This is a genomic window from Shewanella sp. FDAARGOS_354, from assembly GCF_002209245.2.
Lineage (GTDB): Bacteria > Pseudomonadota > Gammaproteobacteria > Enterobacterales > Shewanellaceae > Shewanella > Shewanella xiamenensis.
Genome location: NZ_CP022089.2, coordinates 4,302,375 through 4,326,127, shown reverse-complemented (window position 1 = coordinate 4,326,127; position 23,753 = coordinate 4,302,375). Strand labels below are relative to the sequence as shown.

Annotated in this window: 19 protein-coding genes and 1 pseudogene; 6 read left to right on the top strand and 14 right to left on the bottom strand. The window is 48.7% G+C overall.

Annotated elements, in window-relative coordinates:
• Positions 1-99 precede the first annotated feature (99 nt).
• Complete coding sequence (locus tag CEQ32_RS19515; RefSeq protein ID WP_226871849.1) at positions 100-1,179, top strand: energy transducer TonB; 1,080 nt, start codon at positions 100-102, stop codon at positions 1,177-1,179.
• Here the strand turns inward: CEQ32_RS19515 and istB are convergent.
• Positions 1,167-1,922, bottom strand: a complete 756-nt coding sequence (gene istB, locus CEQ32_RS19510; RefSeq protein WP_088586649.1) for an IS21-like element helper ATPase IstB — start codon at positions 1,920-1,922, stop codon at positions 1,167-1,169. The genes CEQ32_RS19515 and istB overlap by 13 nt on opposite strands.
• Before the next feature lie 26 nt (positions 1,923-1,948).
• Positions 1,949-3,511: an IS21 family transposase gene (istA, locus tag CEQ32_RS19505; protein ID WP_088586648.1), complete on the bottom strand. Its 1,563-nt coding sequence runs from the start codon at positions 3,509-3,511 to the stop codon at positions 1,949-1,951.
• Between the two features lie 200 nt (positions 3,512-3,711).
• Between istA and CEQ32_RS19500 the strand changes: the two are divergent.
• Positions 3,712-3,843, top strand: a pseudogene (locus tag CEQ32_RS19500) (energy transducer TonB); the annotation flags it as partial.
• Between the two features lie 7 nt (positions 3,844-3,850).
• Here the strand turns inward: CEQ32_RS19500 and CEQ32_RS19495 are convergent.
• Positions 3,851-4,207 carry a cysteine-rich CWC family protein gene (locus CEQ32_RS19495; RefSeq protein ID WP_088586647.1) on the bottom strand — a complete coding sequence of 119 codons (357 nt, stop codon included), beginning with the start codon at positions 4,205-4,207 and terminating at the stop codon, positions 3,851-3,853.
• A gap of 1,037 nt (positions 4,208-5,244) precedes the next feature.
• Here CEQ32_RS19495 and CEQ32_RS19485 point away from each other — a divergent pair.
• A complete protein-coding gene (locus tag CEQ32_RS19485; protein ID WP_226871848.1) occupies positions 5,245-5,760 on the top strand; it encodes a Fic/DOC family protein in 516 nt (171 codons plus the stop codon).
• Positions 5,761-6,607: 847 nt separating this feature from the next.
• Here the strand turns inward: CEQ32_RS19485 and CEQ32_RS19480 are convergent.
• The 5 genes from CEQ32_RS19480 to slyA all read right to left on the bottom strand — a co-directional run bounded on the left by CEQ32_RS19480 (position 6,608) and on the right by slyA (position 11,091).
• Positions 6,608-7,663: a c-type cytochrome gene (locus tag CEQ32_RS19480; RefSeq protein ID WP_088586645.1), complete on the bottom strand. Its 1,056-nt coding sequence runs from the start codon at positions 7,661-7,663 to the stop codon at positions 6,608-6,610.
• Positions 7,664-7,673: 10 nt separating this feature from the next.
• Entirely contained in the window at positions 7,674-8,300 is a 627-nt protein-coding gene (locus CEQ32_RS19475) for a c-type cytochrome (protein ID WP_088586644.1), read from the bottom strand.
• A gap of 190 nt (positions 8,301-8,490) precedes the next feature.
• Positions 8,491-9,519, bottom strand: coding sequence for a DUF2955 domain-containing protein (locus CEQ32_RS19470; RefSeq protein ID WP_088586643.1), 1,029 nt, complete (start codon positions 9,517-9,519; stop codon positions 8,491-8,493).
• A gap of 16 nt (positions 9,520-9,535) precedes the next feature.
• Positions 9,536-10,609, bottom strand: coding sequence for an HlyD family secretion protein (locus tag CEQ32_RS19465; RefSeq protein WP_055647065.1), 1,074 nt, complete (start codon positions 10,607-10,609; stop codon positions 9,536-9,538).
• A gap of 8 nt (positions 10,610-10,617) precedes the next feature.
• Positions 10,618-11,091, bottom strand: coding sequence for a transcriptional regulator SlyA (slyA, locus tag CEQ32_RS19460; protein WP_055647066.1), 474 nt, complete (start codon positions 11,089-11,091; stop codon positions 10,618-10,620).
• A 219-nt stretch (positions 11,092-11,310) separates the two neighbouring features.
• On the opposite strand from slyA, the gene CEQ32_RS19455 reads away from it, so the two are divergent.
• Positions 11,311-13,215, top strand: a complete 1,905-nt coding sequence (locus tag CEQ32_RS19455) for a methyl-accepting chemotaxis protein (RefSeq protein ID WP_088586642.1) — start codon at positions 11,311-11,313, stop codon at positions 13,213-13,215.
• A gap of 90 nt (positions 13,216-13,305) precedes the next feature.
• Here CEQ32_RS19455 and metF read toward each other — a convergent pair whose 3' ends face one another.
• The 3 genes from metF to metB form a co-directional block, all read right to left on the bottom strand.
• Positions 13,306-14,199 (bottom strand): methylenetetrahydrofolate reductase, encoded by an 894-nt coding sequence (gene metF / locus CEQ32_RS19450; RefSeq protein ID WP_037422525.1) that lies wholly within the window; start codon positions 14,197-14,199, stop codon positions 13,306-13,308.
• Between the two features lie 248 nt (positions 14,200-14,447).
• A complete protein-coding gene (locus CEQ32_RS19445; protein ID WP_088586641.1) occupies positions 14,448-16,841 on the bottom strand; it encodes a bifunctional aspartate kinase/homoserine dehydrogenase II in 2,394 nt (797 codons plus the stop codon).
• An 11-nt stretch (positions 16,842-16,852) separates the two neighbouring features.
• Positions 16,853-18,016, bottom strand: coding sequence for a cystathionine gamma-synthase (metB, locus tag CEQ32_RS19440; RefSeq protein ID WP_192959174.1), 1,164 nt, complete (start codon positions 18,014-18,016; stop codon positions 16,853-16,855).
• A gap of 222 nt (positions 18,017-18,238) precedes the next feature.
• Between metB and metJ the strand changes: the two genes are divergently transcribed.
• On the top strand, positions 18,239-18,553 hold the full coding sequence (gene metJ, locus CEQ32_RS19435; protein ID WP_011073770.1) for a met regulon transcriptional regulator MetJ: 315 nt from the start codon (positions 18,239-18,241) through the stop codon (positions 18,551-18,553).
• 107 nt (positions 18,554-18,660) lie between these two features.
• Positions 18,661-19,404, top strand: coding sequence for a sulfite exporter TauE/SafE family protein (locus CEQ32_RS19430; RefSeq protein ID WP_088586639.1), 744 nt, complete (start codon positions 18,661-18,663; stop codon positions 19,402-19,404).
• 174 nt (positions 19,405-19,578) lie between these two features.
• Here CEQ32_RS19430 and nrfD read toward each other — a convergent pair whose 3' ends face one another.
• The 3 genes from nrfD to phsA are packed head-to-tail and all read right to left on the bottom strand — an operon-like array spanning position 19,579 to position 23,387.
• Positions 19,579-20,523 (bottom strand): NrfD/PsrC family molybdoenzyme membrane anchor subunit, encoded by a 945-nt coding sequence (gene nrfD, locus CEQ32_RS19425; protein ID WP_037430671.1) that lies wholly within the window; start codon positions 20,521-20,523, stop codon positions 19,579-19,581.
• Between the two features lie 2 nt (positions 20,524-20,525).
• Positions 20,526-21,092, bottom strand: a complete 567-nt coding sequence (locus tag CEQ32_RS19420) for a 4Fe-4S dicluster domain-containing protein (protein ID WP_047536322.1) — start codon at positions 21,090-21,092, stop codon at positions 20,526-20,528.
• 12 nt (positions 21,093-21,104) lie between these two features.
• Positions 21,105-23,387: a thiosulfate reductase PhsA gene (gene phsA, locus CEQ32_RS19415; protein WP_088586637.1), complete on the bottom strand. Its 2,283-nt coding sequence runs from the start codon at positions 23,385-23,387 to the stop codon at positions 21,105-21,107.
• Positions 23,388-23,753: the final 366 nt, after the last annotated feature.

The window sequence follows — 23,753 nt, the reverse complement described above, 5'->3', positions numbered from 1 at the left end:
TTCTTAGCGTCCCCCTAGCGACCAACTGCCGAAAACAAACTTGTATCAAGAGTGAAACATTTGTACTATCCGAAGACACTAAACATAAGGATATACAAGATGTTAGACGGAAAAATTTTACCCTTAGCCAGTCTATTTGCTTTAGCCTTAAGTACTTCGTTACCTTTAACCGCCTCGGAAAACAGCTTTCCCCAAGCCTACAGTGACTACCAAGCCGCACTCAAACAAGGTGATAACGACCAAATAGAAGCCAGTGCCAAAAGGGCCTTCGAATTGGGCGAAGCTCAATATGCCAAGGACAGTGTCGACTTAGCTAACCTCGCCATGAACTGGGCTGGTGCGATAGAGAAGCAAGTCGCCCTTTACCCATTTGAAGAAAAGAATTTGCCAAAAACAGCTAAGGCGAATGAGTTATATCAACTCGCATTAAGCAATTATAAAAAGCATTACGGCGAGCATGCAGCTGAGCTTATCGACCCACTACTCGGCGCAGCGGAAACCTCACCTAAGCTGACTGTGGCGAAAGGACTTTTTGAAGATGCTATTGAAATTGCTGAAAAAAATGCAAATAAAAAGCTGTTGGCGAATATAAAAATGGCAGCATTTGCTCGCCTCAGCAACACAGAATTGTACACTGCTAAGGTAAGAGACTATGCCTTCGAGGCCTATGAAACTTACAAAGAAATCCTACCCGAAAATGCCCTCGACAGAGTCAAAGCCACCTATGTCGTCGGCGCCGTTGAATATGCCGAAAAGCATGATGACAAGGCGATTCCGTTGCTTTTAGAAGTGGTTAAGCAGTTTGACGCCCTTAACTTTAGCCATCCCTATGCCTTAAGTGCCCACGCTTATTTAGTCGAACTGTATGAGCGCCAAGGAAAGCGTGACGAGTCCACCGCCCACTGTATCGCCATCGGCAAAATGCGCCCTTGGGCCGACACACAGGAACAGCAACCGCTATTTCGCACTACGCCTAAATACCCTGCATCCTACGTCCAAAAACGTAAAAGCGGCTGGGTTCAACTTAAATTTACCGTTGATGAACATGGCTTTGTGAAAAACCCTGAAATCTTAGCCTCTAAGGGATGGCTAATAACATCATTTCGATCAGTCAATAACATCATGCCGATCACGATTTTTCTTCCCGCATTTACAACATCTTTGTTTTACTCTGCTTGATCGGCATGCGTCAAGTTTGTGCCCTGTTTTCGCATCGATTCACCCGTTAACGTCACTCTCACAGCTCGATGGATCAGCCTGTCTAAGATGGCTTCGGCAAAAGTTGCTTCACCTATCATGGCGTACCATTTATCCACTGGCAGCTGGCTCGCTACCAAGGTGGATACCTTGCCATGACGGGTATCGATGATCTCCAGTAGATTACTGCGTTCGCTCGCATCCAGCATTTCCATGCCCCAGTCATCTAAAATCAAGATCGCAACTTGAGTCAGTTGTGTTATCAACTTAGGGTAACTGCCATCGGCTTGGGCGAGTCGCATTTCCTCAAGCAACGTTTTTAAGCGATAGTAGCGCACACCCATGCCTTGGCGGATGAAGTAACGTCCCAGAGCGCAGGCCAGATAGCTTTTGCCACACCCTGCCGCGCCGGTTAGCAGTAGGTTTTGTTGATGCCTCAGCCAGTGACCTTCTAGCAACTGGCGGATCTGTGCGGGGGTAAACCCTCGACTGGCACGATAGTCCAGTTGCTCGATTTGCCCCATCAGCCTAAAACAGGCTTGTTTTTCTAACCGATTGATTTTGCGTTGCTCTCTTTGTAGCAGTTCGTGACTGAGCAGCAGTTGTAGCCGCTCTTCAAAACTCATGTCTTGATAAAGCATGGCTTGCTCTTGTTGTTGTGCGAGCGCTTGCTTCACGCCACCTAAATGCAGTTGGCTAAGTTGTTCTTCGACGCGTAATTGCATCTTTGTCTCCTTGTTATTTATTGACGTTAGTGGAAGTAGCTCTCACCATGCACGTTGTCGTGGCTGATGGCTTGCAGTGGGTCGTGCTTGTTGGTGTAGATTGGCTGCTGCTCTAAGCCATTTTTAAGCATGGCGCGAATGTTGTGCAGGCGGTTAGCCCCTGTCAGCTGGCCCCGTAAACAGGCCGCTTCTAGCCGGTCTTTACCGTAGGTTTTGCTTTGCCCTAACAGTGCCAAGCAGGGCCTTACCGCTTGGGCCGGATGCTCGGCTTGCCGGATAAACTCATGCACCCAATGTGCGGTATAGGGCCCTATCGAGGCAGCCCAGTGGTGCAAGCGTTCGGGCGACCATTCGAGCAGTGCCTGGTGATGTGCGGGCATATGCTCGCTCAGGCTCGTGTGTTGACCTTTACACTGACTGCGTACATGCTCGGCGACTACCTTGCCATGGTGATAAAACACCAGGGTATGCTCCGTGATTTGTACCGTTAATCGCTTACCCTGTAAGGCGTAAGGGACTGAGTAATAGTGTTTTTCTATATCAACATGGTAATCCTTGCCCACGAGTACCTGTTGCACTTTGGTGTACTGATAACGGTAACTGGGTAAGGGCTTTAGCGCAGGCGCATCCAACTCGGTAAACAAAGATGCACGACTACCGGGGAGCTTTTGGAAGGGCTTTTGATTGAGGCGCGTCAACAACTCACCAATGCGCTGGTTGAGCTGTGCTAGGCTATGGAACACTTCATGGCGCAGCACCGCCAAAATCCAGCGGGTGACGATTTGTACGCCGACTTCAGCCTTGGATTTATCTTTGGGCTTACGGGGACGCGCCGGCATGATCGCTGTGCCGAAATGGGCGGCTAACATTTGATAGGTCGGATTCAAGTCTGGATCGGTATTGCGTGCCACACTGACGGCACTTTTGAGGCAATCGGGTACCACTAATTGCGGCACACCGCCGAAGAACTCAAATGCCCGTTTGTGGCTCATTACCCAGTCTTCGAGCTGTTGTGAGCGAGTCGCTTCGGCGAAGGTGTAGTTAGATGCACCCAATACCGCGACAAAGATTTGAGCCTTGTAAAGCAGTTCCCCAGTGTGCGGATCAATGATGGGCACCGTTTGCCCACAATAATCGACAAACAGTTTTTCTCCGGCGATATGGGTCTGACGCATCGACGGTTGCAACACGCTAGCCCACTCTTTATACAAGCGACAAAAGTGGTTATAGCTGTAATGTGTTTGGCCGTTACGCTCAGCATACTCTTGCCATAATCGCTCAAGTGTCATGCCTTTTTGGTCCGGTCGTTTTAACTCCTGATGCAACATGGCCCAGTTAGGCAGGGGTTTGTACTGTTTTTTATGCACAGTTTGAGTGTTGAGAAAGGCACGTTCCAAAGTGACATCGTCCCAGATATCACTGAGTGGCCAGTCATGGATCCCGAGGTGTGCAGCACGGTTAGCATAATAGGATACCGTGCTAGGGGAGACATGAAGGCTAAGCGCAATCTGCCTGTGTGATAGGCGAGCCTGATATTTTAGGCGCAGAATTTCTTTCAGTTTTCTCACAGTAATAGGCCTCGCAGACATGCACTTTCCTCAGATTAAATGAGCAGAAAGTGCGGGTTTAACGAAGCGAGGAGAAAAAGTCACGCAATAACATGCATGTCGATCAGGGTTTACCATAAAGAAGCAAAAGTGATCGGTTTGCGATGTTATTGAGCGATCGACATGAATGTTATTGGATGATCGGCATGAATGTTATTAGGCGATCGCCATGCATGGTAATACGCAAGGGAGGTGCTTTATTTGAAAAAGAAAGCATCGAAGCCTTAAATAAATGGCGTTACGCACCCAAATTTGAAAATGGTAAAGCCGTAGAAGCACAAAGTAGCGTGCAACTGGATTACACCATCAATTAATAGCCCGCTATTTCACCTCATATCCCAGCCCATCGCCTAATCCCGATGGGCTGTTTTTATCTTCTGAAGCAGAAGTAGTTAGCACTCGCTTTATCCGGCTTAAACAAGTCTCACAAATACAAGCCGTCGCAGGCTGCGATAATAGTTGCGCTAACTTATCAGCACTCAGCCCTACTGTAGCGTCTGTTGATAAGCCTGCCGCCAAATCGCCAGATAGCAATTGAGTCAGATTAGGAAACGCCTGCTTAGCACACCAACAGTCACTGATGTCGGCACCAAGAGTCATAGCACACTGATTCGCCCCTTGGCATAAAGGGCAAAGCTGCGCTGCATTGAACTTAGGTTCTGGTAAGTGCTTAGGCACGTTAATCCTTATGGTATTGGAGTGATAACGCAGAAATAATAATGGTTTTTTGCAACTCAAGCTGAGTTGATTTACACCAAGGTTAGACTTTAAAGCTTTTCAAACTACGTTTGAATGCTTTAGTTTACAAGTCGTGGGGCTTCCATATTGGCTCTGTTTAGCACAATGCAATATTGATTGCGGCCTTACGGCCGAGGTGAATCAAAGTCGTGGGGTTTCACCCCCTGATTTTTTAATAAAGAGTCGACCAAGGAGGACTGCTCGTCCTATCCTCCTTGGATTCTCCAAGACGCCCCTAACGGAGTTGAAAGCCCCTTGGGCATTAAGCGTCCTTATGCTATCGCGTCAGACGCTCGTCCCTGATTCGACTGACGCTATCTCGGCATCTGATGGCAGGATGCCTGAATGTCGTGAAGTGCATGGATGCACGTGAACGACCATGCCTCGCTCACGCAAAGAACGCAAATGCCCTGCGGCAACTCCGAGGGGATGGTGAACTCCTATTACTGCGGTGTTGGCAGTAAACCCGGAAAGAGTTATGCCTGTCCGATCTTTCAGCGTGCCAATAAATACCTAGGTATTTATTGCCCTTTAATTGACTGTATTCATCAAATGGTGTCTAACTAAAATCATATTTGGTGTATTCATTTAGCTCAGTAAGCCGCATTCCTGCGTTATGAAAAATGTATTCAAGGATTCATACATAGTGCTTACTGTTTTTCATTTATCATAATGAAGAATAAATGAATATTTTTCATTGGTAGTGAAGGGAAATATCCAGTAAAGGTAAAGCAATGTAATGATTGAGCCACAACAAGCCATTTAATATAGCTAAGCATAAAAAATCGTAAAATTCAGCTAATTAAATCTTGAACTGTTTGCTATGTGTTGCAACCTGTTCTTACACTACACCAAACTTTCTTTTTAAGTGCCTTTTGATGACCAGATATGACTTAGACACAGCAGAAACCCAATACCAACCAGGCTCCAACGATCGGGTTCTCTTAAACAAGCTGAACATTACAGACATTAATGAAATGGATGAAGTCGAAACATTTCTTTTGATGAAACTTTATGAAAAGGTGTTTTCAGATGATGATCTGGCATTTCATCTCAGTTTTCAGACTCTTATTGATTGGCATCGTCAATGGTTAGGCAACGTATACTCTTGGGCTGGAAATATTAGAAATGTTAGAATGTGGAAAGACGATTTTGAGTTCGCTGTACCTCTACATATGAATGGCTTAATTCAAAGTTTCGAAAATGACTACCTATCAAAGGCTTCAAGTATAGCAAACTTCAATAAAGAAGAATTGGTATCTTTTCTTGCTCAAATCCATGTTGAATTCATTTTGATTCACCCATTTCGAGAGGGCAATGGAAGAATTAGTAGGCTCTTAATGGACTATATGAGTCAAGAAGCAGGGTATGGGCTTTTAGATTACTCCTTGTGGGATAAGCACAAGGATTTCTATATACGTTCAATTCATGCAGGATTAAGCGGTGATTATCAACATATGGAGCGTCTTGTTGCTGATATTTTAGACTGCTAGTGTTAACGAATCGAACTTTTGCTTGTTCGCTTTCAATTTGTGTTCTATTGATTTCACTGATTTTCCTGTCTCAATTGCCGTTGAACTTGCAACTGAGCGAAAAATCATAGCTTTGGTTACTTTTCTCTTTTCAGTTCTCATCAAAATCACCGATGCTTTCATAACGTTATTTTCAGATCCTATACCAACACAACGCCATTATCAATGCTAGAGTCTTAATGGTTAGACAATGCAGCTATGAATGGCTTAAATCAGTTAGACCTATGGTAACTTACTTATTTAATTGAATAATATGCTACATTTAGATGATGTTGATACAATTGATATAGTTTCAAAATGTTGTCTTGAGATACTACACGATGATATTTTCAGGACTAAGTCAAATTTTCACGCACCCTCAGCTTGTTTCCATCAATAAATACAGTAAGGTGTAACAAGAGTTTGTTTCCTTTGACCAAAAACCAACGTAAATCAGCTTCTTAGAAAACGTAGAGAGGGTTCAACTCCCTCGATACGTTTCATGTATTCAAGATCGGTTTTGAAATCAACAGACCACGCTGATGCCCGAAAGGCGAGTCATGGTGATTAGCGAGACGACCGTCCGCCCCAAGGACGGGGCGGTCGAGCATCCACGGATGGACTCGCTGCGAGTCGGTGAGCGAATGTCATGACTCACCTATAGGTTAATATCAGCAAACACACGAATTCCCCTACAACGTAAGTCCTAAAGCTAGTCAGTACAATTGACCAATAAAAAAGCCAGCAAAGCTAAATGTTTGCTGGCTTTCTGCCTAACTAATTCACTCGCTTCATTTCACCGCGAGAACCTTCAATCAAAGCGACTCAACTACGACTTTTTCGGAAACACCGGATAAGAGGCGGTGCCAAGCACTTTGCCATCGACGTCGACACCGTAATAGTCGTTGTCGTTATGGTATTTCTCCTGCGCTTGTTTCACATCGCCCTTATTGCGGGGGTCCTGAGGCCTTTCATGGGAGTTAATGTAAGCGGCAACGTCCCAAGCCTGTTGGTTAGTCAACTGCATACTCTTACCGAAAGGCATGTTTTCATAAATGAAAAATGCAGCCGTATTGACCCTGTGCATCCCCGCGCCCCAGTTGTAGCTCATTGGGCCCCACAGTGGTGGCAGAGAGTAAACGCCCGCCATCGCTTGGCCTTGACCATCGGCGCCATGGCATGCTTGGCAGTGGGCGGTATACACGGCTTTACCGCGCTCGGGTGAGAACGCCAGTTCTGGTTTTGGGATCTCAGGATAACCACGGCCGGGCAGATTCGCGCGTTGCTCCACTGTCATGGCTTTGGCTAGGGCGTCTGGCAGCGGAAAATCCTCACGTTTGGCGCCTTTAACCAATTCGGCATCGCTGATTTCTGGCACAGGGCCATCAAGGTTAGCCGCATCCATCAAGCCACTCATCCCTAACCAGTAGGCATAGGCCGATAGCGCAACCAGTTCGGGGCTGCCCGCAGCGGGGGCTTTACCATTCATGGAATAGTTAAAACAGCCTTGTATCCGCTCTTGAAAGGTATTTACTTTATCGTCTTTTTTACGATACGCGGGATAGGCAAAATAGGCGCCCCACACCGGTGATGCATTCGCCTTACGGCCCGCATCCATATGGCAGTTTGCACAGTTAAGTTCGTTACCCACATACTTATCTCTTAACTGCTGGGTATTCACAAATAGCTGATAACCTAAGCGAATTTTATCGCCAAAGGCCCCTTCGGGAATCGCGCTTAAGGGTCTTGGTGTAAGATAGGCTTGTTCCGGATTTTTAGGCACTGAGGGCAATGGCGCTTGCTTGTCGGGTAACTCTTGCGCCGCTTGTACTTGAGCTGTCAGCACGCCCATGGCGACCAGTAATAAGATTGCTGAAGATTTCATGGCCGGCTCCTTATTTTATATTCGCAAAGTAGTTCGCTAAGGCATCCACCTCGGCGGCGGTGAGCTTGTTAGCCACATTGGCCATCATGGCGTCCACATCTCCTTTACGAGTACCAGCTTGCCACGCCAACAGTTGCGTCTTGATATAGCTGGCCTGCTGACCCGCTAAACGCGGGAACAAACCGCCACCTAATCCAGAGGGGCCATGGCAAGTCACACAGGCGGGTAAGCCGCGTGACCAATCGCCTTGGTAAGCTAAGCGCGCGGTATCGTCACTAAAGGTGACATGGGTACCGCGGAGCACTGGCTTAACCTCGGTTTTAGGAGGTTTGGCGGCGAAGTAAGATGCGACTTGCTCGATGCCATCACCCTGCAGAGTCATCGCCATCGGCATCATGGTCGCGTTTTGGCGCACACCTGCCTGAAAATGTTGTAATTGGGTGGTGATATATTCTTTTGAGAGTCCGGCCAAGCGAGGGCCAAGTGGCTCAATGCCCTCACCTTCGACGCCGTGGCAAGTCACGCAGATTTGTCCCGCTGGCGGGATAGTTGCCGTGTTAGCGATGGCGACAGAGGTCAAGGCACAGCCGCTAATGAGCGCGATGCCTTTGGCTAATATTTTAATTTTATTATTCATTTTCTATCCTTGAACAAACCTTGAGTCACACGAAAACGCTTGAAAAACCGCGTTAACGGCTAAAACAAGGTCGTTAAAAAAGAGATAATTGAGTGGTGCGTTCTACGTTTAGCCCACACTAAACGCATCAAAACACCATACTCCTTGCACGGAAGCGGAACAAGCATTAAAAAAATCTAATATTAACACTTTAGTAACCAAATCGGGTCGCTTCAAAGCTATTCAATAACTTATGCAGCAGATAACAGAGGAATAACGTCGCCACTATCGCCACAAAAATACTGCTCACCCGATACAGTGCACTAAAAATTAAGTCGTTACCTGGGGTTAAATATTGCCCAAACAAAATCCCTAACGTCGTCATGGCGCCAAAACCGACACCCGATCCGCTCGCCTCCTTCACATGGGCCTGTGCAAACAACATAAGGCCAAGCCACAGCAGCGGCACAATCAGGATCAACAATCCTGACCAATCGTAGAGAAAGAGTTGCACCATCACCCCAAAAGACACCCCAAGCAAGGTACCAATGGCACGTTTACGGGCATAATCCAACGCCCCGTTCCAATGCATGGGGAATAAAAGTAGCAAGGTGGTTGCCTGCGCCGACATCGAATCACGCAGATCGAAAATCTGAAACACTAAGAAAGAGAGCGTGGCAATGCTGGCACCGAGCAACGCCTCATGGCGCATACGGTGCGGCGCCTTAGGGCCGGGTTGATAGGCGGCGCGGGGTTCAACATCCGGCCAAAGTGCAGTCATTAAATAGGCGATGATGACTGATAGCCCTGTCGCCCAAAAGTTACTAAAAATCAGATCATTCAGATCTGTGCCCGGATAGCTGGCAAAGTGCAGCATAATGCTTAAACTCAGCACGCCATTGGCACCAAACAGAAACAGGCTACCGCGGGACATCGCCGCAAAACGATACAAAAACAGCAGGAAGACAATCGGTGTCATCATGCCTGGGTGGCTACCGAACAAGCCTCCGAGCAGGCCGACTTCAAGCCCCGCAATGGCAGATGATGCCAATAATTGCCTTACCGCATGGCCACTTATCACAGGGACTAAACCCAGTAATAACATTGGGGTTACAGTAAAAAACACCCCATTACTCCAACCAAATAGCTTACACAGGGTAAAACCAATGGTACCGCCAGTGGCAATGCGCAAACACTGGCGTAAATCATTGGCGGTTAATGGATTGTGGCGTAACAACATGCAAATTGCCTTGATATTAGTAGATGTAATGGAGCAGGCTAATGACCTTAATCTGCACCTTGGCTAGCAGGCTAAACAGCGTATTGTCGGGCAGCAATTGCACAGTAGCACGCGCGCCTGCGGGTAGGTTATTCATTGCACTGTTGTCTGACACACTGTCATCTAAGACTAAGTGCAGTCTTAAGCGCTGCGCATCACGCACCCAACGGTCTGACTCCTGCGGCGCGGCTAAACGACCATTGGCATCAAACTGCCCCGCACTCACCCCTGCATCGACACTGCTCACTTGGGCGTGATACAAACGACCAGGCTCACCGTCAAAGGCGATTAATGCGGGATAAGCGGCATTCACGCCCCGTAAGGTTTTTTCACGAAAATCGGCAATAATATCCAATTTATCAGAAACTAAGGCGAGTAATGGCTGACCCACGGCGGCAAAGCTGCCCACTTCAAGTTGCAGGTTGGTCACCACTCCATCTTGGTCGGCACGGATTTGGGTGTAAGACAGATTCAGCTCAGCTTGCTCTAACGCATTCATCGCTTGGCGAACTCTAAGGTTATCTTCGCCATAGAGACCACGGCTCACTTTGAGTTTATCGAGGCGAGCATTAGCGGCTAACACATTCGCCTCGGCGGCGTCCGCATCACTATCGGCTTGATCACGCAACTGCTGCGAAACGCCATGGGTCGCATAAAGTGCATCTAAACGTTTGGCCTCGCGGCGTTTTTGTTGTGCAGTCGTCACACTCGCATTCACTTCTGCTTTAGCGGCTAAGAGTGCAGCATCAAGTTCGGCATTATCCTGACGCACTTGTTCTAGGGCCAATTTGGCATGTGACACAGCCAACTCAAAGGGCGCAGGGTCGACTTGAAACAGTAAATCGCCTTTGGCGACCACTTGGTTATTTTTCACATTAATCGTTTGAATCTTGCCGCTGATCTGTGGAGTCACCTTAGTCACTACACGGGTTGCCATAGCCTGTGGGGTTAATGGCATCATAGTGTCGGCAAACATAAAATAGCCAAACACGGCCACAAAACCGAGCATGGCGATTTTGACAAGACGGGCAAATTGTTGATCCGGTGTCATCTTATTTCTCACTCAAGAATATCTGTGCTCTTGGTCAACTTGGCCAAGGCGTTTTCACTAATTAGGCTAATGATGCGTTCAAACTCGCCAAGCTCAGAGGCGCTAATGCCCGCTAATAATTCACCGCGCACATGGATAATCCGCGCTTCGACTTGCTTTAATACGTCTTTACCGGCGGGTGTTAGCGACACGATTCGGGCGCGCTTATCTTTAGTGCAGCAATGACGCTCGACTAAACCTTGCTCCTCAAGTTGCCCTAAGGTACGCATCAAAGAAGCCAATTCAATTTCCAGCGCATCCGCTAACACCTTTTGGCTCACGTTGTCACCTAGACGCAATAACTTCCACAACGCGGTCCATCGAGGATGGGTTAACCCAAGTGGTGCTAATTCCACATCCGCCACGGTACGCCATAAGCGGTGCAGGCGACCTAAATGTTCCGCGAGGGATAACTCCTTTAAGCGCTCGAGTTCTTTATACATGATGCTTACTCATTTACTTAGCCTGCTAAGCATTATACTTAGTTAGCAGGCTAAGTAAATATTTTCTGCTCAGAAAAGATCTGTGCACGCTGCCACGAAATCCGCAAAAAACCGAAAAACAACTGAAAAAGGTTCACCCGCTCGCAAATATAAAAAGCAGTATCTCTATAATATTCAAAAAGATATTTAGACAGACATACGGATACTGGGAGGTTTACTGTGAAGAATTTAAACATTAGCACTCGGATAGTGTTAGGCATCAGCCTACTGCTATTTGCGGTGATGAGCTTTATCATGCCGCTAGTGCTATCGGAATTCAGTCGCCAAATAAGGGAGTCTGAACAACGGGAATTACATAAGTTATACGAAACCGCGGTAGCAAATATCGTCTCATCGGGACAAAGAGCACAGGCGATGGCAACCTTAATCTCATTAACCCCTGAGATCCAAAGTAACTTTGCCGAGCGCGACCGTGAAGCACTACTTCAACGCACCCAACCGCTATTTACGCGCCTTAAACAAGATTTTGCCGTGCAGCAATTTCAGTTTCACACCCCACCCGCGACCTCGTTTTTACGCCTGCATCGCCCTGAAAAATTTGGTGATGACCTCACCGCAATCCGTAAAACCATTGTCGAAACCAACACCCAAAAGCAGCCCCTCAGCGGTTTAGAATACGGGGTTGAAGGCTTAGGTATCCGCGGCCTAGTGCCGATGAATTACCAAGGACAACATACGGGCTCGGTGGAGTTTGGTATGTCATTTGGCCAGCCCTTCTTCGACAATTTTAAAAATGCCTACCAAGCAGAGATAACTCTTTTGCTGCCTAAGGATGGCAACTTTGTCCCCTTTGGTGGCACTTTTACCACCGACACCAACGCCTCCAGCGAACTCAACAAGGTAATGCAAGGTACTGAAGTGATTCGTACCATCGATTTAGACGGCAAGAGCTACGCCCTGTATCGTCATGGGATGAAAGACTACTCGGGCAAAACCTTTGGTGTGCTGGATATTGCACTGGACAGAAGCCATTCTGAGCAAGCGATGTCCGATATTCGCTTTAAACTCATTTTGATAGGCTTTATCGCCTTCCTAATTGGCACCGCCATTGCCTGGTTTATCGCTAAGAGTATTACCCGCCCGATTGCCGAAACAACCAATGCGCTCAATGACATTGCCGAAGGTGAAGGCGATTTAACCCGCCGGATTGAAGTGAAGAGCAAAGACGAAATCGCGCAGCTTGCACTTGCCTTTAACCGCTTTGCCGAAAAGATCCACGCCACCGTTGCTCAAGTATCAGACTCCACCAGCTTACTGGCGACATCGGCCGAAGAAATGTCTGCCATTACCCATGAAACTCAGCAAATGGCAAAACGGCAACACCTCGAGACCGAACAAGTCGCCACCGCCATGAATGAAATGGCGGCAACAGTACAAGAAGTTGCCCACAATGCGACTGATGCCGCCGACGCAGCAACCCACGCCAGCGAGTCAACTGAACATGGTAAGTTGCTGGTTGAAAAGGTCATTTCGACTATAAGTCTGCTGGCGGATGAAATAGCCCATGCCGCCACGGCCATCAACGAACTTGAGCGTAATACCGCGCAGATTGACTCGGTATTAGTCGTTATCCGTAATATTGCCGATCAAACCAATTTGCTCGCCCTCAATGCCGCCATTGAGGCCGCCCGTGCGGGTGAACAAGGCCGTGGTTTTGCGGTGGTGGCAGATGAAGTACGTACGCTCGCCAGCCGTACTCAAGCTTCAACCAGCGAAATTCAGCAGATGATTGAAGCCTTGCAACAGAGTGCCAAATCCACCGTCAGTACCATGAATACCAGTACCGCCACCACGCAAAACTGTGTTTCGTTGGTGCACGAGGCGGGGGAAGCGCTCGAAGCCATTACCCAGGCCGTATCCACCATTAGTCAAATGAACATTCAAATCGCTAGCGCTGCCAACGAGCAATGTGCTGTGTCGGCAGAAATCAATAAAAACGTCAATAATATTAATGATATTACGACCAATGCCACCGAGAGTGCCGAGCAAACGGCTCGGGCGGGAGACGAGTTAGCACAGTTGTCGATGCGCTTAACCACACTTCTCGCTCAGTTTAGGATTTAGGATTTAGGATTTAGGATTTAGGATTTAGGATTTAGGATTCAAGCAAAACAAAACGCCGCTAAATAGCGGCGTTTTTTTATGCTGTTAACGTTATACCGCCTTTGGGCGAACCCCTAAGGTATGGCAAATCGCATAGGTCAATTCCGCACGGTTTAAGGTGTAGAAGTGGAAATCCTTCACCCCTTCGCGGGACAACACTTTCACCATATCAATCGCCACGTTAGCGCCCACCAGCTGACGGGTTCCGGCATCATTTTCAAGGCCATCGAACTGCTTATGTAACCAGCTTGGTAAGCTCACATTGGTCATGCCCGCAAAACGCTTTAACTGGGTAAAGTTAGTCACGGGTAAAATACCGGGTACGATTTCGACATCAATCCCCGCCGCAACACAGCGGTCGCGAAAACGCAGGTAAGATTCCACATCGAAGAAAAACTGGGTAATAGCACGGCTCGCACCGGCGTCGATTTTACGCTTAAGGTTAATCAAATCCGCCTGAGCGTTAGCCGCATCTGGGTGCACTTCTGGGTAAGCGGCGACCGAAATATCAAAGTCGGCCACTGAACGCAGCAGGCGCACTAGATCCACCGCAAAGCGAGTCGGTTTTGGGCTGCCCGCAGGCAAGTCGCCACGCAGCGCCACTATGTCGCGAATACCCGATTTCCAGTAATGCTTTGCCAGATCTAACAGCTCTTCATCACTCGCATCCACTAAGGTTAAATGCGGCGCAGCAACTAGGTTGGTTTCTTGTTGAATACGTTCAATCACGCCGTGGGTACGGTCACGCACGCCCGAGTTTGCCCCATAGGTCACAGACACAAACTTAGGATTCAGCGGCTCTAAACGACGAATAGAGTTCCACAGGATCTGTTCCATTTCGGGGGTTGATGGCGGGAAAAACTCAAAAGAAACATTAATATCGCCATTAAGTTCAGACAAACTTTGGTTTAGCGAATGTGAATGTTGTGCGTGATGAAAAGCCATGTGTATTTCCTCAACCGCCCGAGTGCGACACTTATCGCGACTGGTACGACTATTAATGCAGTAGTTTAATCCATACGGACGTTTGGACGTCTATATGTCCATATACTAGAGAAACTGGCTGTTAAGTCAAGCCAAAAAATCCCCCTTTTTGGCATTTTCTTATCCCTCGTTGATCACCTTGATTTTAGTCCTTATCTTCGCCAATAAAAAAGGACTCAAATGAGTCCTTTAAGCTTTTGAATTTAAATCTATTCTTGCAGCAGATCGCGGCAGATCTGTGTTAGATCCGATTGTACAGCTGCTGCCGTCACTTCGCGGCCCGCACCCGGTCCTCGGATAATCAAAGGATTACCTTGATAGAAGGCTGAGCGGATCACAAACACATTATCTCCGGGCGTCAGGTTGGCGTAGGGGTGGCTCGCATCAATCCACTGTAATCCCACCTCGGCTTTAAGGACTGCGCCGCTATTATCCAAAGAGGCGACATATCTCAGCACTTTGTTTTGTTCCGCTGCTGCGCCATATTGCTGCAATAATTCATCATCTAGCTCACCGATACGGGCAAGGAATTGCTCCAACGGAATATCCGCTAAATGGGCAGGTACTAGGGAGCGCAGCTCAATATCCTCAAGCTCGATTTCTAGGCCGATTTCACGGGCTAAAATCAGCAACTTGCGCTGCATATCGCGGCCAGAAAGATCGTCCCGAGGATCGGGTTCGGTAATCCCTAAACCACGTGCTTCAATCACTAATTCCGAGAAGGGTTTACTGGTATCGTAATTCTCAAATAACCAACACAGGGTGCCAGAGAAAATCCCGCCCACGGCTTCAACGCTATCACCACTGTTACGCAGATCGTTTAAGGCGTGCTGAATAGGTAAACCCGCGCCGCAGCTGGCGTTATAGCGCCAGAATAAACGGCGATAACCGAGTTGTTCTTTAAGCTCGCGATAAAAAGGCAGCGGGCCAGAACCCGCGAGTTTGTTCGCGCTGACCATATGGATGCCGCGCTCGAAAAATTCTGGATATTGCAGGGTTAAACTGGCACTGGCGCTGATATCTAATGCAATCAGTTCGTCACAGTTAAGTTGTTCTAATTGTTCAAATAGATGCTCGTACTGCCAAGGAGTCGCTTCTGTATCAAATTCCTGCTGCCAGCTTTCCAGATCCACCCCCGTAGACTTAATCAGGGCTTTACTGGAAGTCACCAGACCGACTAACTCGACTTGCGCTTCAAGCTCTTGATTTAACGAGGGAGAAACTGACTTAAACAGCTTCACCCACGCCTCGCCAATATTGCCCACACCCAGCAGCAATACGCCAATACGTTTACGCGGGCCAGCGCAGCGGCGATGCACTTTTTGCGTCAGCAGATTAACCTGCGACTGTGGCACTAAGGTCACCAGGCTTAAGTCACCACTGAACAAGGGCTTAGCATCGCGACTCAGTAAACGGGCAAAGCTGCGGCGATAATGCTCGGCATCGGCACTCACCAACGCCACTAAACCGAGTTCGGTATTAATTTGCAGATCTTTAATGCCGAGGGCTTCGGCCTGCGCATCCAATAATTTTTGTACTTGTTTTTGGTTTTCAGCGGTATAGGCAAGCTCAAGCCGTTGATGCGCCGATACCCAATGGGCCAGTGGCGTTAATCCCGCCGCCACCAATTGCTCGAGCAGACTAGCGACATCACCCGCAATCTTAAAGCCAAATAACACCACAGCATTTAGATTGGTCACCACGGGCGCACTCGCTGAGGAACTGTGCGGCGCAATCAGGGTAAAGTCGGTATGGGAGGCGTAGCTTGAACGCACAGCCAAACTCACCTCTGTGTTAAACAATGGCTGCAAGGTGCGTGAATGCAACACGGGTGAGCCTAAACGTGCCAAGCGGTCCGCTTCAGCAAGGGACATGCTCTTGAGTAATTTCGCATCGTTGATTTTGTTTGGATCAGCGTTAAAGACCCCTTCAACGTCGGTCCAAATGGTCACGCGCTCAATGTCGGCAAGGCTAGCAATTAAGCTGGCGCTAAAGTCAGAGCCATTGCGACCCAATAGCAAGGTATCACCGCGCTCGTTGGCGCAGATAAAACCGGTGATCACTAGGCGCTCGTTAGGGTGTGCGGCCAGTAAGGCTTGTACTTTAGCGCGGGATTCTTGCACACGGATTTGCGGCACGGCGGCCTCATCTGCCACTAAAATCGAGCAGGCATCCACATGGCTTGCGGCCACGCCCGATTCACGCAGCAGCGCTGCCATCAGGCGCGCCGACCAACGCTCACCAAAACTCACCACATGGTTAATTTGGTAATCGTTGCGTACATCTAAAGATAATAGACTGATTAACTGAGCTTTATCCGTGGTTAAACGTTCGCGTAAATCCCGCGCTTGCTCGTTAGATAATAATTGCTCAATCAAGCCTTGCTGATAGCTGATAAGGACTTGTAATTCTTCTTGCCATAATTGGTTGCTATCGCGCAGGGACAATAATTTATATAAAAAGTTAGTGGTTTTACCCGCGGCAGACACCACCACTAGATCATCACTATGGCCATGGGTTAACAGAATATGGGCGACTCGGCGGTAACAATCGGCATCGGCTAAGCTGGAACCACCAAATTTATGTAAGTGACAACGTGCCATCTATTATTCCTCTACTGACAAGCCGCTACGGCGGCCAATCCTGCTTGAATATCTGCAACTAAGTCGTCGGCATCTTCAATACCAACCGACAAACGTAATAGGGTGTCTTTAATGCCAGCTTCAAAACGCGCCTGCGGCTCCATCGCCCTGTGGGTCATGGTCGCGGGCACGGCTACGAGACTCTCAACGCCACCTAAACTCTCAGCCACGCTGAATAAACTTAACGCATCTAAAAAGGCGACCACTTCGGCCTCGCCGCCCTTAAGCTCAAAACTCAGCATAGCGCCAAAACCTTTTTGTTGCTTGGCGGCAATGGCATGGCCGGGATGATCCGCAAGACCTGGGTAATACACTTTACTCACGACGGGGCTGTTACTCAGTAACTCCACAATCCGCTCGGCATTACTTTGGTGCTCACGAATGCGCACAGCTAAAGTACGCAGGCCGCGCAGGGTTTGATAACTGTCAAAGGCAGAACCGGTTAAGCCTAAGGTGTTCGACCACCAATGTAAGGTCTCACCGAGTTGAGGGTCTTTGGCGATCACCGCGCCGCCCACCACATCGCTATGGCCATTAATGTATTTAGTGGTGGAGTGGATAACGATATCGGCGCCGAGCAATAGCGGTTGCTGCAAAATCGGCGAGAGGAAAGTGTTGTCCACTATCACTAACGCACCTACGGCGTGGCTTGCCTTGGCAATAGCTTCGATATCAACCACCCGCAGTAATGGGTTGGATGGGGTTTCAATCCACACCATTTTAGGCTGCTGGGCAATCGCTTGCTCAAGTGCTTGGCTGTCGGTTTGATCGACCACCAGCAGTTTAAATTGGCCTTTTTTCGCGAGGTTGGTGAATAAACGGTAAGAGCCACCGTAGCAATCGTGGGGCACCACCAGTAAATCATCTGGGCCCAGTAAAGTGGTCACTAAGGTAATGGCGGCCATGCCAGTGCAGGTCACCACACCGGTTGCGCCTTTTTCCAGCTTAGCTAAGGCATCGCCTAAGATGCTGCGGGTAGGATTGCCGGAACGGCTGTAATCAAATTCGCGAGGATTTTTATGACCATCGAAGGCGTAATTCGTCGACAGGTAAATTGGCGGCACCACGGCGCCATATTGAGTATCGCTTTCGATACCCTGACGCACTGCCAATGTGGCTAATTGACGCTCGGTCACTAATTTGCCTGCGGTCATCGGGAACTCCTAAGTTCGCAAAGAGATGTCTGGACGTCTAAATGTACCTAAGCCCAGTGGCATCGTCAATAGGCGTTAAGACGCTTAGACGTCTAAACATAAAGAAATCTGTTTGCAATCGCTAAGAAATAGTAGCAATAATTTGACTGTAATCTGTAAGGGTTTAAAATCTGCCCCGAATTTAGCGTTATAACAGGTGAGTCAATGACTGAATGGAATGGGGAATACATCAGCCCCTATGCTGAACATGGCAAGAAGAATGAACAAGTAAAGAAAATTACTGTGTCTATTCCGCTCAAAGTGCTAAAAGTCCTCACGGATGAACGTACGCGTCGTCAGGTCAACAACCTGCGCCACGCAACGAATAGCGAACTGTTGTGCGAAGCATTTTTGCATGCCTACACCGGCCAGCCTCTGCCTGATGATGCCGATCTGTCGAAAGAGTGCCCAGACAGCATCCCCGCTGAAGCGAAGCGGTTGATGGACGAAATGGGGATCGAGTGGGAAGACATGGAATAACGCTTAAGCGTCCATAATCCTGCCGTAACTAATTATTAGGGATCGTTAATGCTCATCAGGCGTGGTGGGTTAAAGTAACGATCCCTATTTTGTTTTGATGGAATCCTATGTTCTCCTTGATCGATCCACAAACGCTTGCCATCGCGTCTGTGATTGTGTTTTTAGGTGCCCTCACCCAGAGTCTAATTGGGTTTGGCTTAGCCGTGGTCGCCAGCCCGCTGCTGTATATCGTCGATCCCCAATTAGTGCCTGCCCCCGTGATTGTGATGGGATTTTCCATCGCGCTACTCACCCTATTGCGTGAACGCGGCCATTTAGAATTCAATGGCTTGCAATACGCGCTCATCGGTCGAGTGCCCGGTGGCTTTATCGGTGCTAGCCTATTACTGTTTGCGCCGCAGCCGATTCTTGGTCTGGCGATTGCCGCGATTGTGACGGTTGCCGTGGTGCTCAGTTTGTATAAATTCAGCCTGCCGGTGAACAAAGCGACGCTATTTGGCGCGGGAATCGTCTCGGGGATCTTTGGCAATATCGCCGCCATTGGTGGCCCTCCGATGGCGATTTTATTGGCGGGTAAGGATGCTTCGCAGTTTCGCGCGGCGTTATCGGCCTTCTTTATCTTTAGTTCGACCATTGCCTTGGCGATTCTTGGGGTGACGGGCCTACTCGAAATCAAGCACTTTTGGCTGTCGCTAATGCTATTGCCCTCGGTCTTTTTAGGCTATCTCGTGGCGGGCAAACTGGTGGGAAATGTGGATAAACATAAGACCAAGATGGCGACCTTAGCCCTCTGCGCTATCAGCGCCTTAGTGCTCACGGTCAAATCAGTGATTGAGTTATTACCGCAATAACCTCCTGCCAATTGCAGTCAATCGCAGCCATAAAAAAGCACCGTTTAACGGTGCTTTTTGCTTGCAGGGATGCGTGTTGTAACCCATTTGAGTATCACTTAATCGCATTAAAGTAATACTCATATTTGTTGCGCTAGTTTGAATGCCATGGGTTAGAGCATTCGCTAACATCACTTAGCTCAGGTAACTTTGGCCCGCATACACAATAAAGTGTCTTAGCGCGAGCACGCCGGTTAAACTGGCACAGGCCACCATAATCATTGCGCCCTTAGTGTGGCGAGTCGCTGCGGGAAGCAGCATAAACAGCAATGGCACACCAAAGCCAATCCCCACGACACCAATCCAGAATACGCTTGCCCACACGCCAGAGGTGAGTGATGCCAGCGCCGCAGCCGCCGCACCGCCCTTAAAGTACAAGGCGCAGAACAACATAAACAGGAACATGATTTCGATGGCCATCACTGGCAGCTCTAAGCCATGCATTTTAGCTAAGGTCTTGTCGTGGCTATCGGTTTTGAACATCACCAGCGCCAGCACCGCATTGGCCGCCGCACCCGCTGATAAACCAGATACCAAGAACAGTGCAGGCAATACCGCAGTATTTAGCATCGGATAGGCATTCATCGCCGAGATTAAGAAGCCAGTGTAAGCGCCCACACCAATGGCGAGGACAAACAATAGCACTTCAATCAGCTTTCTAAAGGGCATCAGCAGCTTAGCGATAGGCGCGAGGAAACCTAAGCCCCACTTGGGCAAATCGTCACGCAGTACTAAAATCGCGTAGGCAAATGCCAAGGGTGAGTAAGCCAGCAGCGCTAATACCCCAATCGCCATAACGGACTGGAAGTTGTAGTTAATTAAAATCAACCAGAAGTGGAAAGGCTTAGTTAAATCAAACACTAAACAAGCTAAGCCTAAGCTGATTGCCACAGGGCCAATAATCGCCGCGGCCTTGAGGATATTGCTCTCAACTTGTGTTTGTTCTTGATTGAACCAACGCAAACCAATGCCAATCAGCAAACTTCCGGCGGATAAACCCGCCATAAACAAATACACGGCGATGACCCAGTGCCAAGTGACGGGATCATATTGCGCCATATCGCCCCAAGTATTGTTCATAATCAAATCCCCCCTCTTTTGGTAGGAACGCGATATACCCTAGGTTTAGTGCCTAAATGGGTCTTATCTTGGTAAGTGATCTTAGTGTTGAGCAGTGTGGCCACTTCACTTTGTGGATCGTTAGCATCGCCAAACACCAAGGCATCGGTCGGGCACACAGTCACACAGGCAGGCTCTTCACCCCGGGCCAAACGCGTGTCCTTACAGAAATTACACTTGTCAGCCACTTTGGTTTCGGGATTCATAAAACGCACTTTGTAGGGACACGCCGCCACGCAGTACATACAACCCACACACTTGTCGCCGTGGATGGAGACAATGCCATCTTCGCCCACATAGGCCGCGCCCGTTGGACACACCTTCACACAGGGCGCATCTTCACATTGCTGACACGACACTCTGTGGTACTTAAAGTGCAGATGAGGCATTTCGCCATAAGGCCCTTCGACTCTCACCTGCAAACGGGTCACCCCTTCTGGTACGCCGTTTTCACTGCGGCAAGCCACGTTACAGGCTTGGCAGCCGATGCACTTGTTCTCATCGTGCACCATCACATATCTTTTCGTCATTTGAGCCTCCAATTAGCGTTTTGCCAGCGTGACGCCAGTGGTGTGTACCGTCATGCCACACACAGATGCGGTAACGTGGGGCAGTAAGTTTCCGCAGTGGATACCTTTGCCTGTCGCTCTAACCAACTCTTTGTTTTTAGAGCCAAAGCCCATATAAGCAAACACGGTATCGGGGCGAATGCCCGGGGTGACTAACGCATGACCTTCCTCTGTACCTACGCTGCTGGTTAAGCGGATAGGGTCGCCATTGCTGATACCTAATTTGCTCGCGGTATCTGGGTGAACCCATACAGCGTTATCCGACATCAAATTTGCCAGCATGGGCACATTGTGGGTCGCGCCATTGGTATGCACCGCCACCTTACCTTGGATAAAGTAGAGTTCATTTGGCTTTTTAAGCTGCACTTCGCGGAATTTAATGACGCCGCGTCCTGGCGCCATGGCTTCAACCTTGGCGGAGGTCAATTCAATCTTGCCGCTTGGGGTTTTAAAGCTGAGTAAACTGCCGTAGGTGCCGTCTTCATCCGCAGGTTTGGCATTGGCATAGGCCTTGGTAAATTCGGCGACCATTTTAGGTTCACGCAACATAATCGGCTTACCGAAGCTGACAAAACCTTCGTCTTTGATCCGGCGCAGCAGCTCTGTGTCGCGGTTTACCTGCAATAGTTGCAGGGTCTCCATGTTTTCCCATGGATAGAATTCACTCAACCCTAGCTTATGGCCGATATCTTTAAAGATTTGCCATGAAGGACGAGTATCACCTAAGGTTTCGACTACCCGTTGGCGCACATAGTAGGCAGGGTTTTTACCGGACTTGTCAGCGATTTCCTCATCGCGCTCAAGGTAGGTAGACTCAGGTAGAATCACGTCGGCATAGGCCGCGGTTTCACTGATATACACATCGCACACTGCAACAAAGTCGAGCTTTTTCAAGGCTTCGACCACACGCGCTCTGTCGGTCATGGTTTGCATTGGGTTAGTACGGGACATCACCCAGCCATGTAACTGATAAGGCACCGCGCTTAAGGTCGCATCGAGGACGGTTTGATAAACCCCGCCCGCTGACCACATCATGGCGTACTGTTCTTCCACTTGGTCGATACGTTTTGCCTCAGGCTTTGGCATATCTTTTACGCCGGGCTTACCCAGCACGGGGGCCACATTTTCACCGGCGAGCTTGTTATAATCGCCAGGCTTTTGACCCAGGTAGATCCCGCCCTTACGCTCGATGTTACCAATCAAGATGTTGGCAGCGTAAAGCGCGCGGCGCATTTCAAACTCTTCGGTGGTAAAGGTGGCTCTGTGACCAAAATCCACCACCGCATGGGGCGCTTTAGCCGCATATTCACGGGCAATACGGCGAATATCTTTGGCGGGCACATCGGAGATCGTTTCGGCCCACTCAGGGGTATAGGCTTTTACTTCGGCGGCAAAGGTGTCAAAGCCTTCGACATAACGCTCAACAAAGGCCTTGTCGTAAAGATTTTCTTCAATCAAGACATGACATAACGCTAAAGCGACCGCTACGTCGGTGCCGGGACGGATTGCATACCACTCATCGGCTTTGTCGGCGACGATAGAGAATCTTGGCTCAAACACCACCAACTTAGCGCCTTTATCCATTTGCGCTGCCATCATGCCACGGGTTTCGGACATGTTGATGCCTTCGTACAGGTTATGGCCGAAGTTAATGATGTATTTTGAGTTACTTAAATCGCGTTTCACCTTAGTGCCAAACATGGCCTTGGCGGCAATTTCATAACCACCTGGGCAAGTAGATGCATGGGTAAAGGTATTTGGGCTGCCAAACGCTGTGGCGAGATGGAATAAGTGTTTTTCTTGCGAACCGGATTTAGAGGAAAACGCCACCGCCTCAGGGCCGTGAGCTTGCTTGATTTTAGTAAGATTATCGGCAATCAGTTGATAGGCTTCATCCCAACTGATTTCCGCCCATTTACCCTCGCCACGCTCGCCAACCCGTTTTAGCGGTTTAACAATCCGCTGTGGATCGTACAGCAAACTATGGCCAGCACCACCACGGGCACAGACTTTACCGCCAAAAGCTTTAGCTGCCTTGTTACCGCTAATGAAGACGTTTTTACCTTCAATCACCCGCGCTGAAATCGGGCAGCGGGTTGAACACATCTCACAGATACTGGCAATTTCTTTGCCCATGCCCTTTAGCTGCTTACTCTCTAATGCCGCTAAGCTGCCCGGCAATAAGCTAGCTAATGCACATGTTGCACCGCTGGCCCCTGCGCCCTTTAAAAAGGTTCGCCTATTAAGCTCAATCATGGTTACCTCCATCACACTCATCCACCCTTATGCACCAATTGGCACACGCAAACTTAGGCTTTGGGTCACCACTGCGGTGAAACACTAAATTTGCTCACAGGTTTTTAGTTATTAATGCCAATGCCCTAAGACGCGCTGGCATTTTGCTGTTCCAGAGTGATTGTTATCCCGAAAGAGGTAGGCGGCTATTGTGGTAAACCACATAGGCAAGTTTGGTGTGATCTATGGCAACTAAAAGTTAAAATTGTTCTAAAAATTCGTGAATAAGATCAATAGTGTTGATTGGCCATATCGATGCGTACGCTTGAGGTGTTTTTACAATACGCACCACAATAAAAAGTTATCAAAAAACCTAAAAGCAATTTT